The sequence below is a fragment of the Streptomyces sp. NPDC003077 genome (genome assembly GCF_040611095.1).
Classification (GTDB): Bacteria; Actinomycetota; Actinomycetes; order Streptomycetales; family Streptomycetaceae; genus Streptomyces.
On the sequence record NZ_JBEXNM010000026.1, the window covers coordinates 74,836 to 92,197 of the forward strand.

A 17,362-nucleotide genomic window follows, 5' to 3' on the forward strand; every position below is an offset into this window, starting at 1 on the left:
CGCAGGACCGGCGCCCCGCCCGCAGGCGGCCGGCGCCGGTCCTGCGCGGCGTCCGACCGAGCCGAAGGACCGAGGAACCGAGAACCATGCGCGTACTGTTCGTCTGCTACCCGGAGAAGACCCACTTCCTGGCCATGGCCCCGCTCGCCTGGGCCCTGCGCACGGCGGGGCACGAGGTGCGCTTCGCCAGTCAGCCCAAGTTCGTCGACGAGATCACCCGGGCGGGCCTCACGGCGGTGCCCGTCGGCGGCAACCGCGACCTGTGGCAGATCATGTCCCGCGACCCGGACTGGCTCGACGACGGCGTCGCCGGGTGGCCCGAGCCCTACGCGGCGGCGGACGAGGACGAGGAGACCGTCACCTGGGACCGGCTGCACGCCGGCTACGCCCGCCAGGTCACCCGCTGGCACAAGATCACCAATGTGCCGCTGATGGCCGACCTGGTGCGGTTCGCCCGCGAATGGCGGCCGGATCTGGTGCTGTGGGAGCCCACCACCCACGCCGCCGCCGTCGCCGCCAAGGCCTGCGGCGCGGCACACGGCCGGGTCCTCTTCGACGTCGACGCCTTCGGCATCACCCGGCAGCACTTCCTGCGGCTCCAGGCGGAACGGCCCGAGGAGCGCCGGTCGGACCCGATGGCGGAGTGGCTGTCGGGCTACGCGCGCATGTACGGCACCCGGTTCGGCGAGGACCTGATCACCGGCGAGTTCTCGGTGAACCTGATGCCCGGGTTCCTCCAGAGCGAGGCCGACCTCACCTACCTGCCCGTGCGCTACACCCCCTACGGGGGCGCCTCCGTGGTCCCCGACTGGCTGTGGGCCGCGCCGGAGCGCCCGCGGGTGGTGATCACGACCGGGCTCAGCGGGCGGGAGTACGGCACCGAGCACGCGGTGAGCGCGCGGGCGGTCCTCGGCGCGCTGTCCGGCCTGGACGTGGAGATCGTCGCCACCGCCTCCGAGGCGGCGCGGCGCGAGGCGGGCACGCTCCCGGACAACGTGCGGCTGGTGGACTTCGTCCCCATGCAGCCCCTGCTGGCGACCAGCTCCGTGATCGTCCACCACGGCGGCTTCGGGAGCCTGTGCACCGCGCTGCTACAGGGCGTGCCGCAGCTGGTGCTGCCCTACGACCGCGACGAGCCGGTGCTCGCGGAGCGGCTGGCGGCCAGGGGCGGCGCGTTGGCCCTGCCCGCGGAGAGGGCCACCGCCCGCGCCATCCGCAGCCGGGTGTCCCGGCTGCTGACGGAACCGTCCTTTGCCCGCAACGCCGAGGCCCTGCGCCGGGAGATGGAGGCGGTGCCGGGGCCGCACGAACTGGCCGAGCGGCTGGAGGAGTTGGTGGCGGGTCGGCGCTCGTAGCGCTTCGTCGAACGCGGGCCGGCCAACTGGTCGGTCGGGCACAAGCGTTGGCGGGGAGCCGGGTTCGGCAGCTCCCCGCCGGACACCCGAGGTCAGGCGGCGGGCCAGCTCGCGTACCGCCGCTGCCCGTACAGCAGCGGGCGGGCCGCGCCCGGCGCCGTCACCGTGGCGACGACCTCTCCGTAGACCACGGTGTGGTCGCCGACCGCTTCGTGCCGGGTGACCCGGCAGTCCGCCATGGCGTGGGCGGCGTCGGCCAGGTGCGGCCCGCCGCCCACGCTCCCGCGCCGCCAGTCCACCCGGTCGAAGCGGTCGGCGTCACCGGACGCGAACAACTTCGCGACCTCACGCGCTCCCTCGTGGAGGAGGTTCAGCGAGAAGGCGGAACCGTCCAGCACCGCCGCCAGCGTCGGGCTCGCGCTGCGCAGCGCGACGAGCAGGACGGGCGGCTCCAGGGAGACGCTGCAGATCGAGGAGCACGTCATCCCCATGGGCCGGCCGTCGGCGCGGAAGGCGGTGACGACGCCGACGCCGGTCGGGAAGCCGGACATCAGCTCGCGGAAGTGGTCAGGCGGCGTACAGGGGGCCGCGGCGAGCGTCGCCTTCGTGGGTGCCATGGCCCGTCACCGCCCGGAAGCGCGTTCGTGCGGGGCGAGCCCGTGCAGGTGGGCGAAGTACTCGTACTGGCTGGGCAGCTTGGCGACCAGGTCCGCGGCCTCGTCCCGGACCGCCTGCAACTCCTTGTCGGCCGCCGTGCTGTCGAACAGGGACAGCGCGGGGGAGTGCCGCATCGGCAGGCCGCCCAGGCCCAGGAGCATCGAGTGGTACGAGTACGGCTCGAAGCCGTGGTAGTAGGGGAAGATCGACTCGCCGTCGGGGAGCCGGGTGCCCCACCGCTCCAGGCGCTCGGCCAGGCCGGGCGGCAGCGGACGGGTCTTGGTGTCGCGCCAGTACCGGTTGTCGGTGCGGGCGGCGGCGTAGTAGTGCAGGGCCAGGAACTCCCGGACGCCGTCGATGACGTGCGCCACCTGCGCGTTGTACGCGTCGCGCAGCCGCTCGTGGCTCTCGCCGTCGGGGAAGTGCTTGACGAACTGCTCGATCGCGTTCTGGATGAAGAAGATGCCGGTCGACTCCAGCGGCTCGACGAAACCGCTGGAGAGCCCGATGGCCACGCAGTTGCCCACCCAGGAGCGCCGGTTGCGGCCGATGCGCATGCGGATGTGGTTGGCCTCCGCGTCCGCCGCCGCCGGGCCGACGAACTCCCGCAGGGTGCGCTCGGCCTCCTCCGGCGAGGTGTACTCGCTCGCGTAGACGTAGCCGGTGCCGATCCGCCCGAAGAGCGGGATGGTCCAGATCCAGCCCGCCTCCTGGGCGGTCGCCGTGGTGCACGGCCGGATGCCGTCCCTGGCCATGTCCATCGGGACGCGCAGCGCCACGGCGCTGTCGTTGGGCAGGTAGTCCTGGAAGGACTCGAAGGGCTCGCCCAGCGTCTTGTTGATCAGCAGGCCCTTGAAGCCCGTGCAGTCGACGAACAGGTCGCCGTGCAGGTCACCGTGTTCCCGGGTGACCACGTGGCTGATGGTGCCGTCCTCGTTCCGCACCACGTCGAGCACGTCGTCCAGGACGTGCCGGGCGCCCCGGTCGGTGGCGAACCCGGTGAGGAACTTCGCCAGCAGCGTGGCGTCGAAGTGGTACGCGTACGGGAACTGGGTGTTCTGCTCGGTCAGGGTGGTGCGGTACAGCGTCGGCTGGTCGCTCTGCTTCTCGAACAGCGTGCCGTCGAGGTAGCGCGGCGACCGCTTGCTGTCGCACAGCGACGCGATGAGGAAGCAGTCCTTGTCGAACCGGTCGCCCGACTCGCGGGCCAGCCACCAGTCGGTCAGCGGGAAGCCGTCGACGACCCGGGTCCGTTCGAACGGGTGGTAGAAGTGGTGGCCCGGCTTCTGCCAGTTCTCGAAACGGATGCCGAGCTTGTACGTCGCCTGGCACTCCGGCATCCATTCCCGCTCGTCCAGGCCCAGGTAGTCGAAGAAGTGCCGGACCGTGCTGAAGGTCGCCTCGCCCACACCGATCGTGGCGACGTTCTCGGACTCGACCAGGGTGACGGACAACCGGTCGCCGAACGCGACGCGCAGATAGGCGGCGGTCATCCAGCCGGCGGTTCCGCCGCCCACGATCACTACGCTCTTCGGGATCTCGGGCATTGCTCACCTTTCACAAAGTCGGGTGTCGGCTTTCGTCGATGCCGGGTGCCGGCGTTCGTGAACGCCCGGGTGTCGGCGGGCGCGAACGCCGGGTTTCGGCTTTCGGCATCCGCGGACGCCGGGTGTCGGATTTCGCGAGCGCTCGGGTGCCGGCTTTCGCGAGTCGGGTCCCGGCTTTCACGAACAACGTCGGATCTCGGCATCCGTGAAGCCCGGATGCCGGCGCGCGACGGCGGCCGGGTAATGGCGAGAATTCGCCTGGAAGGATTGCCGGAACCGTACAGCACATTCGGGGAAACAGGTTGTCCCGTCTATACCGGGGTGCCGTATCCGTCCCGCCGGCAGGACAGGGTTCGCCGGGGTCCGGCCATCCTTGCGGAGAACTCCGGTGGGGCGCCATGCTGCGCGTCGTGAACCTCGATGACTTTCCTGTTTCGGAGCCGGTGACGGCGGGGCGCGGAAAACCCGGAGTCGTTGTTCTGGCGATGGGCGGCACCCTGTCGGGCGTCTCCGCGCGACGCACCGATTTCGAGACCTATACCGCGGGCAGAATTCCCGTCGCGGAACTCGTCGACCACCTTCGGCCGGAGATCGGCGAGGTCGCCGACGTGACGGCGGAGGACTTCGGCGGCAAGAGCTCCGGCGAATACACGATCGCCGATTACCACGACCTCGCGCGGCGCGTGCGGGAGCACCTGCGGACGGCGGACGGTGTGGTGGTCACCAGCGGCACGGCCGCGCTGGAGGAGCTGGCCTACTTCCTCGACCTGACGGTGGGCGGCGGCAAGCCCGTCGTCGTCACCGGCGCCGTGCGGCCGTGGACGGTGCTCGGCAGCGACGGCCCGCCCAACCTCTACAACGCCGTCCGGCTCGCGGCCGATGGGCGGACCGGCCGGTTCGGGACCGTGGTCGTCTTCAACGACCAGATCCTGCCCGCCCGGGACGCCACGAAGACGGACAGCCTGCGGCTGCACGCGTTCGGCACGCGCGAGTACGGCGTGCTGGGCACGGTCGACGAGAAGGAGATACGGCTCCAGCGCGCGCCCGCGCGCCCGGGGCCGCCCGGGCCGGCGCCGTTCGACCTGTCGGTCCTCGCGCGCGAGGAGCTGCCGCGCGTGGAGATCGTCGCCACTTATGCCGACGCGGGCGGTGAGGCCATCACCGCGAGCGCCGAGGCCGGGGTCGCCGGCATCGTGCTCGCCGGAACCCCCTCGCCCCGGCAACTCGAAGCGGCGCGGGAGGCCGCGCTCTGGCACGGCGTCGTCTTCGTCGCGGCCAACCGGTACGGCGCCGGTGCGACGCGCGTCGAGACGGACAAGATCGACGTGATCAGCGCGGGCGACCTCGGGCCGCACAAGGCGCGCATCCTGTTGCTGCTCGCGCGCGCCGAGAGTTCCGACCCGGCGCGGATCCGGGAGCGGTTCGCCACGGTCGGCAACGCGCAATTCTGAACGACGGAACGCGTGTCTCGCCGGCGGGACAGGTATCGCGACGCCCGCCGGACATCGGCGGAATGGACGTTGACCACGCGAGGAAACGACGAGTACGGTCTCGTCCGCCATTGATGGGCGGCCCATTTCGGCCGGGCAGCGAAAAGCCGTCCTTTCGCCGAGTGAGGCGTTCGGAAACGTCCGGGAGAAAACACCGGAAACACCGGGCGGACACCTCCGGCCGAATTCACCGGGACCGACACGGAACACGACCCATGGATGGGGAGATGACCCATGGATGACCACGGCAACACCGGCGAACGCGCCTACCGCGTGGTGCTCAACGACGAAGAGCAGTACTCGATCTGGTGGGCCGACCGGCCGCTTCCCGAAGGGTGGCGCGCCGAAGGCACCGAGGGCAGCCGGGAGGAATGCCTGGCCCATATCGACGAGGTGTGGACGGATATGCGCCCACTGAGCCTGCGCCGCCGCATGGAGCGGTCGGCGACCGTCTGATCCCGACCGTCCGACCCAGCGTGGAGGAGCTCTCGTGAACGTCCCCCTGCCCGAGCTGATCGCCGCCCAGGCCGCCCGCACGCCCGAGGCCACCGCGGTCGTGGCCGCGGGGCCGGTGCGGGACCGGCTCGGCTACGCGGGGCTGGAGCGGCGGGCCGCCGGTCTGGCCCGCCGGCTGCGCGCCCTGGGCGTGGCGCCCGGCACCGTCGTGGGCGTGTCCCTGCGGCGCGGCACCGACCTGGTCGCCGCGCTGCTCGCGGTCTGGAAGGCCGGCGGCGCCTACCTCCCCCTGGACCCGGACCACCCGGCCGAGCGGCTGGCCTGGATGCTCGCCGACACGGGGGCCCCCGTCGTGGTGACCGACCGGGCCGCCCGCGCCGCGCTCGACGGCGCGCCCTCGGAGGTGCGGCTGCTGACGCTGGACGAGGACGCGCCGGACGGTGAGCTCCCGGAGGGCGTCGTCAGGGACCCGGCGGTGGACCTGCCGGACGGCGAACTCCCGCAAGAGCCGACGGGGAACGCCGCCGCGGACGACCCGGCGTACGTGCTCTACACCTCGGGCTCCACCGGCCGCCCCAAGGGCGTGGTGGTCTCGCACGCCGGGATCGCCAACCGGGTGCGGTGGCTGGCCGAACGGCACGGCCTCGGCCCCGCCGACCGGATGCTCCAGAAGACCACGATCGGTTTCGACGCCGCGGGGCTGGAGCTGTTCGCGCCGCTGATCAGTGGTGGTGTGGTCGTGCTCGCGCCGCACGGGGCCGAGCGCGACCCCGCCGCGCTCCTCGACACGGTGGCCCGCGAGCGGATCACCGTGCTGCAGGGCGTGCCCTCGGTCTTCCGCGCGCTGGCCGAACTGCCGGGGTGGGACGGGTGCGGGGCGCTGCGCCTGATCTTCAGCGCGGGCGAGCCGCTGCACGCCGAACTGTGCCACCGGCTGCTCGCGCACGTCCCGGACGCGGAGATCTGGAACACGTACGGGCCGACCGAGTGCTCCGTCGACGTCACCGAGCACCGCTTCGATCCGGCGCGCGACCACGGCCCGGTGCCCATCGGGCGCCCTCTCGGCGGCCTGCGCGCGCGGCTCCTCGACGCGCGGGGCGAGCCGGTGGCGGCGGGCGGCGAGGGGGAGTTGTACGCGGGCGGCGTCGGCGTGGCCCTGGGGTACTGGGGGCGGCCCGCGCTGACGGCGGAACGCTTCGTTCCGGACCCCGACGGCCCGCCCGGCGCCCGCCGGTACCGCACGGGCGACCGCGTCCGGCCGCTGCCCGACGGCACGTTGGAGTACGTGGGCCGCCTGGACGACCAGATCAAGGTCAACGGCGTCCGTATTGAGCCCGGCGAGGTCGAGGCGGCCTTGGTCGAGCACCCGCGCGTGGCCGCCGCCGCCGTCGGCACCACGGCCGGCAGCGGCGGCGCCCGGCGGCTGGCCGCGTGGATCCAGGTGGGCGGCCCGGCGCCGTCCCCCGGGGAATTGCGTGCCTTCCTGCGGCGGCGGCTGCCGGACCCGATGATCCCGACGGTGTTCGTCCCCCTCGCGGCCTTCCCCCTGACGCCCAGCGGCAAGACCGACCGCGCCGCGCTGCCGCGGCCCGCCACCGGCACCCCGGACGGGGACGGCACCCCGCCGCGCACCGGCGCCGAGCGCGCCGTCGCGGACGCCTGGGCCGCGGTGCTCGGGCTGCCGCCCGCGTCCATCGGCGCGCACGCCGACTTCTTCCAGCTCGGCGGCTCCTCCATGCAACTGACCCAGCTCGCCGAGCGGTTGCGCGGACTCGGCCTGTCCGCCGGACCGGCCGACCTGTTCACCGCCTCGACGGTGGAGGCCCAGGCGGCGCTGCCGCCCGCCGGAACGACGGACCTCCCTCAGGACGCCATCACCCCCGTACCGCGCGGGGAGGAACTTCCGCTGTCGCCCGGGCAGCAGGGGCTGTGGTTCCTGGAGCAGCTCCGCCCCGGCAGCCCCGAGTGGACCACGCCCCAGTGGGTGCGGCTGCCGCCCGAGTGGAGCGAGCGGACCGTGCGCGCCGCGCTGGAACGGCTCGCCGAACGGCACGAGATCCTGCGCACCCGCTACGCGCTGCGCGACGCGGGCCCGGTCCAGCTCGTGGACGCGCCGGGACGGCCCGTCGAGCTGCGGGCCGCCGAAGCCCGGGACGCCGCGGCCCTGCGCGAGCTGACCGCCGGCGAACTGGCCCGCGGCTTCGACCTGGAGAACGGCCCCGTATGGCGGGCCCTCCTGGTCCGCACGGCGGACGGCGTCGACGAGGACGGACCGGCCGGACTGCTGCTGACCGCCCACCACATCGCCTGCGACGGCTGGACGGCCGTCCTGCTCGAACAGGACCTGCTCGCGCTGGGCGCCGCCCTGCACGCGGGCCGCGCGCCCGACCTGCCGCCGGTCCCCGTCCGCTACGCCGACTACGCGGCCTGGCAGAACCGCCGGGCGACCGAGGAGGCGACCGCGCGCGAACTCGCCCACTGGCGCGCCGCCCTGGACGGCGTCACCCCGCTGAAGCTCCCCTCCGACCGCCCCCGCCCCGTCGCACGCGACGGCCGCGGCGGCCTGCGCACCCGCACCGTCGACGCCGGACTCGCCGAACGGGTGGCCGCCCTCGGCCGCGCCTCGGGCGCCACGTTCCACCAGACGCTGCTGACCGCGTTCGCCGTCCTCATGGCACGCCTGACCGGCCGCACCGACTTCACCATCGGCATGCCCGTCGCCGGGCGCCACCGTCCGGACGTCGCACGCACCGCCGGCTTCTTCCTCAACAACCTCGTGCTGCGCTGCCGCCTGGACGCCGAGGGCGACGTCCTGGACGCGCTGGGCTCGGTCCGCGCCACCGTGCTCGACGCCCTCACCCACCAGGAGCTGCCCTTCGACCGCCTGGTGCAGGAGCTGGAACCCGAGCGCGACCTGTCGCGCACACCCCTCTACCAGGTGATGTTCGACTACCAGGAGGAAGGGCGCACCGGCACCGCCCCCTCGGCGGCCCGGCTCGCCGCCCTGCGCGACGGCTGGACGTCGGCGCGCACCGACCTCACCTTCGTCGTGCTGCGCCGCACCGACGGCAGCCTCCTGGTGCGGGCCGAGTACGCGAGCGCCCTGTTCGACGCGGCGGCCGTGGACCGCCTGACGGCCTCCTGGGCGCGGGTGCTGGAGTCCTTCGTCACGGACCCGGCGGTCCGGCTCGCCGAGGTCGAGCTGCTGCCGGACACCGAGCACGCGCGGCTGGTGGCGCTGGGCGGCGGCGAGCCGGACGCGAACGCCGACGGCCCCGACATCTGCCTCTACACCGGCTTCGAGGAGTCGGCGCGCCGCACCCCGGACGCCGTCGCGCTCGTCCATGGCGACGAACAGTGGTCCTACGCGCGCCTGGCGGCCCGCACCGCCGCCCTCGCCCGCCACCTGCGCGCGCTGGGCGCCGGGCCCGAACGCACCGTCGCCGTCCTGCTGCCGCGCGTCCCCGACCTCGTCGCCGCGCCGCTCGCCGTGTGGCGGGCCGGTGCCGTGCACGTGCCCCTGGACCGCGCGGCGCCCGACGAGCGCCTCGCGCACATCGTGTCCGACGCGCGCGTCACCGCCGTCGTCACCGACACCGAGGGCGCCGGGCGGCTCCGGGGGTACTACGAGGGGCCGTTCGTCCTGGTCGACGCGGTGCCGGAGGGGGACGAGCAGGCCGGGTACGCGAGGGACGGGGACGAACCGGCTTCCGGCGACGGAGGCGACGAGCGAGCACGCCGTGGCAACGAGGACCAGCCGGGCGGGTACGAGCCGGTCCCCGGCGACCCCGCGCACGAGCCCTCCGCCACCCCCCTCCACCGCGACCCCGCCCGCCTCGCCTACCTCATGTACACCTCCGGCACCACGGGCCGCCCCAAAGGCGTCGCCGTCGAGCACCGCGCCGTCCTGAAGGTCCTGCGCGCGGGCCGCGCCCACCTGCGCTTCGGCGAGGGGGCCGACGACGCCTGGCTCGCGCTCGCGCCGCCCACCTTCGACATCGTCTTCACCGAACTGGTGATGCCGCTCCTCGCGGGCCGCCGCGTCGTCCTGGCCCGCGACGAGGAGACGGCGGACCACGCGGCGCTGCTCGGCCTGATCGACCGGCACGGTGTCACGCACCTCCAGGCGGCGTTCCCGACCTGGCGGATGCTCATCGAGGCGGGCCTGGGCAGTCGCCCGCTGGTCGGCCAGACCGGCGGGCAGCCCTGTCCGCCCGACCTCGCCCGCGACCTGGCGGGCCGCCTGAAGCGGTTCGTCAACGAGTACGGGCTGACGGAGACCGCCATCGCCGCCACCCGCTGGGAGGCCGGCAGCACCGCCGAGACCGTCGCCATCGGCCGCCCGTACGCGCACGCCACCGCGCGCGTCCTGGACCCGTTCCTGCGGCCGGTGCCGCAGGGCGCGATCGGGGAGCTGTGCGTCGGCGGCACGGGGCTGTTCCGCGGCTACGCGGGCCGCCCCGCCGAGACCGCCCGGCGCCTGGTCCCCGACCCCTACGGGCCGCCCGGAGCCCGGTTGCTGCGCACCGGCGACCTGGCCCGGATGCTGCCCGACGGCACCCTCGTCTTCGCGGGCCGCGCCGACGGGCAGGTCAAGATCCGGGGGCGCCGGGTGGAGACCGGCGAGGTGCAGGCGGTGCTCACCGAGCACCCGGACGTCGGCGAGGCCGTGGTGATCACCCACGGCGCGGGCGACAACGCGCGCCTGGTCGCGTACTGCGTCCCGGCCGCCGGCGCGGAACTGCCGCCGCGCGGCGCCCTGCTGGACCACTGCGCCCGCAGACTGCCGGACTACATGCTGCCCACCCTCGTCGTCGCCCTCGACGCCCTGCCGCTGACCCGGAACGGCAAGGTGGACACCGCCGCGCTCCCCGAGCCGGACCTCGGCGCCGTCGCGGACGACGAGCCCTACGTCGCCCCCGACGGGGTGGTGGAGGAGACCATCGCCCGCATCTGGAGCGAGGTGCTCACCAGCCCCGAGGGCGTGGGGCCGAGCGTCGGCGCGCACAACGGGTTCTTCCGGCTGGGCGGCGACTCGGTGCGCGCCGCCCGGGTCATCGCCCGCGTCCAGCAGGAGTACGACGTCGCGCTGCCACTGCGCGTCCTCTTCGACCGGCCCACCGTCGCCGGCCTCGCGAGCGCCGTCGAGGAGGCCGTCCGCGCCGAGATCGCGTCGCTGTCCGACGCCGAACTAGCCGCCGCACACAGGGAGTTCCGCAGGTGACCACCGAAAGCCGCACGCCGCTCGACGCCGCCGCCCTGCGCGAGGAACTGCTGCGCCGCCGCCTGTCCGGCGGTGCGGCGCGCACCCGCGGGGGCATCCCGCGCGTGCCGCGGGACGCGCCGCTGCCGCTGTCCGCGGGGCAGCGGCAGATGTGGTTCCTCCACCACCTCGCCCCCGAGGACCCCGGCTACCTGCTGACCACGGCGTACCGGCTGCGCGGCCCCCTGCGGCCGGACGCGCTCCGCCAGGCGTGCGACGCGCTCGCCGCGCGGCACGAGATCCTGCGCACCCGCTACCCGCTCGACGGCGCCGAGCCCCGGCAGGTCGTCGACGCGCCCGGCCCGGCCGACTTCGCCCTCGTCGAACGGAGCGGCCTGCCCCGCCAGGCCCGGCAGGACGCGGCGGCCCGCGTCGTGGAGAGCGAGTCGCTGACCCCCCTCGACCTGGCCGCCGGGCCGTCGATGCGCGTGCGCCTGGTCCGGTTCGCGGACGAGGACCACCTCCTCGTCCTCGTCGTCCACCACATCGCCTGCGACGCCGTCACCCAGCCGCTGCTGCTCAAGGAACTCTCCGAGCTCTACCGCGCCGCGGTCGAGGACCGGGCCCCCCGGCTGGCGGCGGAGCCCGTCCAGTACGCCGACTACGCCGCCTGGCGCGCCGCCCGCCAGGACACCCCCCAGGTGCGCGACGACCTCGACTGGTGGCGGCAGCAGCTCGCCGGGCTGGGCCCCGTCGACCTGCCCACCGACCGGCCGCGCCCCGCCGTCCGCTCCTGGGAGGGCGCCACCGAGGAGTTCACCCTCCCCGCGACGGACGTGAACGCGCTGCGGGCGCTCGCGGAGGAGCACGGCGCCTCCCTGTTCATCGTGCTGCTCACCGCCTTCCAGGCGCTGCTCGCCCGGCACACGGGCGGGCGGGACATCGCCGTGGGCACCGCCGTGTCCGAACGCATCCGCGACGAGCTGGCCGGCATGGCGGGGTACGCCTACAACACCCTCGTGCTGCGCGCCCGCTGGGACGGCGACCCCTCCTTCGAACGGCTGCTGGCCGGCAACCGGGGCACCGTCCTGGCCGCCCTCGACCACGCCTCCGCCCCCTTCGACCGGCTCGCCGAGGCCCTGGAACCCGAGCGCGACCTGTCCACCACCCCCGTCTTCCAGGTGATGTTCGACCTCGCCAAGGAGGAACCGGCCGAGCCGCTGAGCCTGCCGGGCATCAGGGCGACGCCGTTCGACGTGCCCGGGCGCACCGCCCGCTTCGACCTGACCGTGCACCTCAAGGAGCGGCAGGACGGCAGCGTGCACGGCTCGCTGGAGTACGCCACCGGCCTCTTCGACGCCGCGACGGCCCGCCGTCTGACCGGGCACTACACCCGGCTGCTGACCGCCGTGAGCACCGCGCCGGACACCCCGGTCTCCGGCCTCGACATCTTCGGCGACGAGGAACGCGCCCTCCTGCTGCACGGCCGGCCCGACCCCGTCGGCACCCGCCGGCCGCTCGACCCGGCCGCGCTGCGCCCCGTCCACGAGACCATCGCCCGCCAGGCCGCCGCCACGCCGGAGGCCGTCGCCGTCCGCCACGGCCGGCGCCGGACGACCTACGGCGAACTCGACGCGTACTCCTGCCGGATCGCCCACCACCTGCGGGAACTCGGCGTGGGCCCCGAGAGCGCCGTCGGCGTGCTGCTGGACCGGAGCCCCGAGATGGTCGGGACGCTGCTGGGCATCTGGCGGGCGGGTGGCGCGTACGTGCCGCTCGACCCCGGCTACCCCGACGACCGCCTCGCCTACATGGTCGCCGACACCGCCGCCCCGCTCGTCGTCACCGAACGGCGCCACGCGGCGCGGCTCGCGGACACGGGCGCCCGCCTGGTGATCCTCGACGACGACACCGAGCGCGCGGCCCTGGACCGCCACCCGGTCACGCCGCCCCCGCCGCCGCCCGGCGGGTACTCCCTGGACCACCTCGCGTACGTCATCTACACCTCGGGTTCCACGGGCCGCCCCAAGGGCGTGCTGATCCCGCACCGAGGGTTGGCCAACTACCTGGGCTGGACCGTGGACGCCTACGCGAGCGCGGGCACGGGCGGCGCGCCGTTCTTCTCGTCCATCGCCTTCGACCTCGGCGTCCCCGACCTGTACACGCCGCTGATGACGGGGCAGCCGGTGCACCTGCTCGACCAGGACGCCGACGTCACCTCGCTCGGCGCCCAGCTCGCCGAGGGCGCCCCGTACGCCTTCGTGAAGCTCACGCCCGGCCACCTCGACCTGCTCACCCGGCAGCTCACGGACGAGCAGGCCGCCTCCCTGGCCGGACTGGTGATCGCCGCCGGGGACTCCTTCACGGGGCGGCTGGCCAACCGCTGGCTGCGCATGGCGGGCCCGGACGGCACCCGGCTCGCCGCGGAGTACGGGCCCACCGAGATCACCGTCGGCAACTCCGCCTACTTCCTCGACGGGCCCGAGGACGCGGAACTCGTCTCCATCGGGCGGGCCATCCCGCACACGGCGATGCGCGTCCTGGACCGCGAGCTGCGGCCGGTGCCGATCGGCGGCGTCGGCGAGGTCTGCGTCAGCGGCACCGGCCTCGCCCGCGGCTACGCGGGCCGCCCCGCGCAGACCGCCGAACGGTTCCTGCCCGACCCCTACGGGCCGCCCGGCACCCGGCTCTACCGCACCGGCGACCTCGCCCGCGTCCTGCCCGACGGCAACCTCGACTTCGTCTCGCGCGTCGACCACCAGGTCAAGCTGCGGGGGTACCGCATCGAGCCCGGGGAGATCGAGACGGCGCTGACGGCGCTGCCGGCCGTCGCCGAGGCGGTCGCCCTGGTCCGCGAGGACACCCCGGGCGACCGGCGCCTGGTCGCCTACCTCGTCCCCGCGCCCGGCGCGGACCCGGACAACCTGGCGCCCGGCGGGCTCCGCGAGACGCTGGGCGCGACGCTGCCCGAGTACATGGTCCCGTCGGCGTTCGTCACCCTCGACGCGCTGCCGTTGACCGCGAACGGCAAGCTCGACCGGGTCGCGCTGCCCGCGCCGGACCGTGCGGCGGCGGCCGTCGGCGAGCACGTCGCGCCGCGCACCGACGAGGAACGCGCCATGGCCGCTGTGTGGTGCGCCGTCCTCGGCCTGGACCGGGTCGGCGTGCACGACAACTTCTTCGACCTCGGCGGCGACTCGTTGCGCGCCGTCGCGCTGGCCGGGGCGCTGCGCGAGCGCGGGCGGCCCGTCGCGGTCCGCGACATCTTCGAGCACCGCACCGTGGCCGGGCTCTGCCAGGCGCTCGGCGAGGGCGGCGGGGGCGGCACCGAGCGGTTCGCCTCGGTCGCCCCGTTCGCGCTCCTCACCGACGAGGAGCGGACCGGCCTGCCCGAGGACGCCGTGGACGCCTACCCCCTGTCCCGCACCCAGGCGGGGATGTTCGCCGAGATGTACGGGGACAGCGGCGAGAACCGCTACCACAACGTCACCGCGTTCCGGATCCGCGACGACCGGCCCTTCGACCCGGCCGCCTTCCAGGCCGCCGCCGACCTGGTCGTCGCGCGCCACGAGGTGATGCGCACGTCCTTCGCGCTGACCGGGCGCGCCCGGCCGCTCCAGATCGTGCACCGGCACGGGACGATGCCCTACCGCCACCACGACCTGCGCCACCTGCCCGCCGAGCGGCACGTGCCGGCGCTCACCGAGTACTCCGACGCCGAACGGGCCCGGCTCTTCGACCCCGCCCGCGCGCCGCTCATGCGGCTGGCCACCCACGTCTTCGACGACGAGAGCTGGTGGCTGTCGGTCACCGAGGCGCACCCCGTCATCGAGGGCTGGAGCTACCACAACCAGCTCATGGAACTGCTGCGCGCCTACGGGCGCCTGCGCGAGGGACAGGAACCCGAGCCCGCGCCGCCCGCGCCGCCCGTGCGCTACGCCGACTTCGTCGCGGCCGAACTGCGCTCCCTGGAAGGCGACGAGGACCGCGCCCACTGGCGCGCGCTCGTCGACGGGCACGAGAAGTTCCGCGTCCCCGGGGCCTGGTCCGGCGACCCGGAGGCGCCCGCCGAGCGGTACCGCCTCGACATCCCCCTGCACGACGTGGAACCGGGGCTGCGCGCCCTCGCCACCGCGACCGGCGTCCCGTACAAGAGCGTGCTGCACGCCGCGCACAGCAAGGTGCTCAGCCTGCTCACCCGGCAGCGCGCCTTCCGGGGCGGCATGGTCATCGACGCGCGCCCCGAGGTCAGCGGCGCCGACCGGGTCTCCGGGATGTACCTCAACTCCGTCCCGTTCCCCTACCGGCGCGGGGCCCGCGACTGGGGGGAGCTGGTCCGGGAGGTCTTCGCCACCGAGATCGGGCTGTGGCCGCACCGGCGCTTCCCGATGCCCGCGATGCGGGTCCCCGGCGGGGAGCCCCACCTGATCGACGTGCTCTTCCACTACCTGGACTTCCACCAGGTCGACACCGGGCTCGTGGACACGGCGGCCACCCGCGACGACAGCCCCAACGAGTTCCCCGTCGTCGTCGGCACCCCCACCCGCGGCCTCCTCAGCATCGCCACGAACACCCGCACCCTGCGCAAGGAGTGCGGCCGGCGGCTGGCCCGGCTCTACCGCGCCGTCCTCGCCGACATGGCGGCCTCCGGCCCCGGCGGCGACGCCCGGCGCGGCTACCCGGAGGAGTCCGAACTCGGGCCCGGCCTCCCCGCGCACCCCCACACCCCGGCGGCCCTGGACACCCTCACCGCGTTCGAGGAACAGGCGCGCCGCACGCCCGGGGCCACCGCGCTCACCACCGGGTCCGTTGCCCTCACCTTCGGTGAACTCGACGCCCGCGCCGACCGGCTCGCGCACCGGCTGCGGGCCCTGGGCGCCGGGCCCGAGACCCGCGTCGGCGTGCTGCTCGACCGGGGCCCCGATCTCGTCGCCGCCCTCCTCGCCATCTGGAAGGCGGGCGCGGCCTATGTGCCGTTCGACCCCGGCATCCCGGACGCCCGGCTGCACGCGCTGCTGACCGGCGCGGACTGCCGCGTCGTCGTCACCGCCACCGGGCACGCGCCGCGCACCGCCCCCTTCACCTCGCTCGTCGTGGACGCGCCCGGGGAACGGCGCGTCCTGGAGGCCGCGCCGGCCGGGCCTCCCGAGCGGACGCTCGATCCGGATCGCCTGGCCTATGTCCTGCACACGTCCGGGTCCACGGGCGATCCGAAGGGGGTGGCCGTCAGCCATCGGGCGTTGGGGCACTACCTGGACTGGGCGGTGCGGACGTACGCGGGGGGCGCGGACGGGGACGCGGACGGGGGCACGACTGGGAGCCCGACCGGCGGCGCGGCCGAGGGCGGGCCCGGAGAGGCGGTCGGCGGCGCGCCCTTCCTGACCTCCATCGGTGCCGACCTCGGCACGCCCGCGCTCTTCGTCCCCCTGCTCACCGGGCAGCCGGTGCGGCTGCTGCCGCAGGACTGGGACGCCGCCGAGCTGGGCGCGCTCCTGCTGGACGGGGCGCCGTACGCGTTCGTCGGCCTGACCCCGGGGCACCTGGCCCTGCTGGAGGGACAGCTCGACGACGAGCAATGGGCCGGTCTCGCCCCGCTGCTGGTCTGCGCGGGCGACGCGCTCCCCGCCGCCCAGGCGGAGCGGCTCGCCGCCCGGCTCGCGGCGCACGGCGGGGGGCCGCGCCTGGTCGCCGAGTACGGGCCGACGGAAGCGACCGTGGCCGCCTCCGCCCACCTCGTGACGCCCGGGGCGGCGCGCGAACGGACCCCGCTGGGGCGGGCGCTCCCCGGCACCACCCTCCGCCTCCTGGACGAGGACCTGGCCCCCGTGCCCGACGGCTGCGTCGGCGAGCTGTGCGTCGGCGGCCCCGGCCTCGCCCGCGGCTACGTGGGGCGCCCCGCGGCGACCGCCGAGCGCTTCGTGCCCGACCCCTGCGGGCCGCCGGGCGCGCGGCTGTACCGGACCGGCGACCTGGCGCGGGTCCTGCCCGACGGCACGCTGGAGTTCGCCGGGCGGGCCGACCGTCAGCTCAAGGTGCGCGGCCACCGCGTCGAGCCCGCCGAGATCGAAGCCGCCCTGCTCGCCGACCGGCGGGTGCGCGCCGCGCTCGTGGACGCGCTGCCCGACGGGACGGGCGACCGCCGGACGGTCGCCTGGGTCGTGCCCGCGCCCGGACCGGACGGCCCCCCGACGGCCGCCGAGCTGCACGACGGGCTGCGCGCGCTCCTGCCGGAGCCGCTGCTGCCGGCCGTGTACCGCGTCGTCGACGCGCTCCCGCTGACGGAGAACGGCAAGTACGACCGGCAGGCCCTGGCCGGGGCCGTCGCCACCCGGGACGCCGTGCCGGTGCGCGCCCCGCACACCCCGCCCACGACCCCCACCGAACGCGCCCTCGCCGAGGTCTGGCAGCGCGTGCTCGGGGTCGAGGAGGTGGGCGTGCACGACCCGTTCCGGCGGCTGGGCGGCGATTCCCTGCTGGCGCTGTCGGTGCTCGCCGCCGCCCGCGCGGCCGGGCTCGCCCTCGACCTGCCCACGCTCCTGCGGCACTCCACCGTCGCGGACCTCGCCGCCGCCCTCGACGCCGCCGCTCCCGAGCCCGCCGCTCCCGACACCACAGTCCCCGCCACCGCCCTCGACACCGAGACGGAGAGCTGAC

At 75.2% G+C, this 17,362-nt stretch carries 7 protein-coding genes; 5 read left to right on the plus strand and 2 right to left on the minus strand.

Going from position 1 to position 17,362, the window contains the following annotated elements; genetic code table 11:
* Nucleotides 1–86 precede the first annotated feature (86 nt).
* A complete protein-coding gene (locus ABZX96_RS19295; protein ID WP_355545882.1) occupies nucleotides 87–1,355 on the plus strand; it encodes an activator-dependent family glycosyltransferase in 1,269 nt (422 codons plus the stop codon).
* 92 nt (nucleotides 1,356–1,447) lie between these two features.
* Here the strand turns inward: ABZX96_RS19295 and ABZX96_RS19300 are convergent, their stop codons facing one another.
* On the minus strand, nucleotides 1,448–1,972 hold the full coding sequence (locus ABZX96_RS19300) for a flavin reductase family protein (RefSeq protein ID WP_355545884.1): 525 nt from the start codon (nucleotides 1,970–1,972) through the stop codon (nucleotides 1,448–1,450).
* Nucleotides 1,973–1,978: 6 nt separating this feature from the next.
* Nucleotides 1,979–3,559 (minus strand): tryptophan halogenase family protein, encoded by a 1,581-nt coding sequence (locus tag ABZX96_RS19305; protein ID WP_355545886.1) that lies wholly within the window; start codon nucleotides 3,557–3,559, stop codon nucleotides 1,979–1,981.
* A gap of 410 nt (nucleotides 3,560–3,969) precedes the next feature.
* On the opposite strand from ABZX96_RS19305, the gene ABZX96_RS19310 reads away from it, so the two are divergent.
* From ABZX96_RS19310 to ABZX96_RS19325, 4 genes are all read left to right on the plus strand, one after another.
* Complete coding sequence (locus ABZX96_RS19310; protein ID WP_355545888.1) at nucleotides 3,970–5,010, plus strand: asparaginase; 1,041 nt, start codon at nucleotides 3,970–3,972, stop codon at nucleotides 5,008–5,010.
* A 273-nt stretch (nucleotides 5,011–5,283) separates the two neighbouring features.
* Nucleotides 5,284–5,505: an MbtH family NRPS accessory protein gene (locus ABZX96_RS19315; RefSeq protein ID WP_355545890.1), complete on the plus strand. Its 222-nt coding sequence runs from the start codon at nucleotides 5,284–5,286 to the stop codon at nucleotides 5,503–5,505.
* Between the two features lie 34 nt (nucleotides 5,506–5,539).
* Nucleotides 5,540–10,729, plus strand: coding sequence for an amino acid adenylation domain-containing protein (locus ABZX96_RS19320; RefSeq protein WP_355545892.1), 5,190 nt, complete (start codon nucleotides 5,540–5,542; stop codon nucleotides 10,727–10,729).
* Nucleotides 10,726–17,361 carry an amino acid adenylation domain-containing protein gene (locus tag ABZX96_RS19325; RefSeq protein WP_355545894.1) on the plus strand — a complete coding sequence of 2,212 codons (6,636 nt, stop codon included), beginning with the start codon at nucleotides 10,726–10,728 and terminating at the stop codon, nucleotides 17,359–17,361. The genes ABZX96_RS19320 and ABZX96_RS19325 overlap by 4 nt, the downstream gene beginning before the upstream one ends.
* The last annotated feature ends 1 nt before the right edge of the window (nucleotide 17,362 follow it).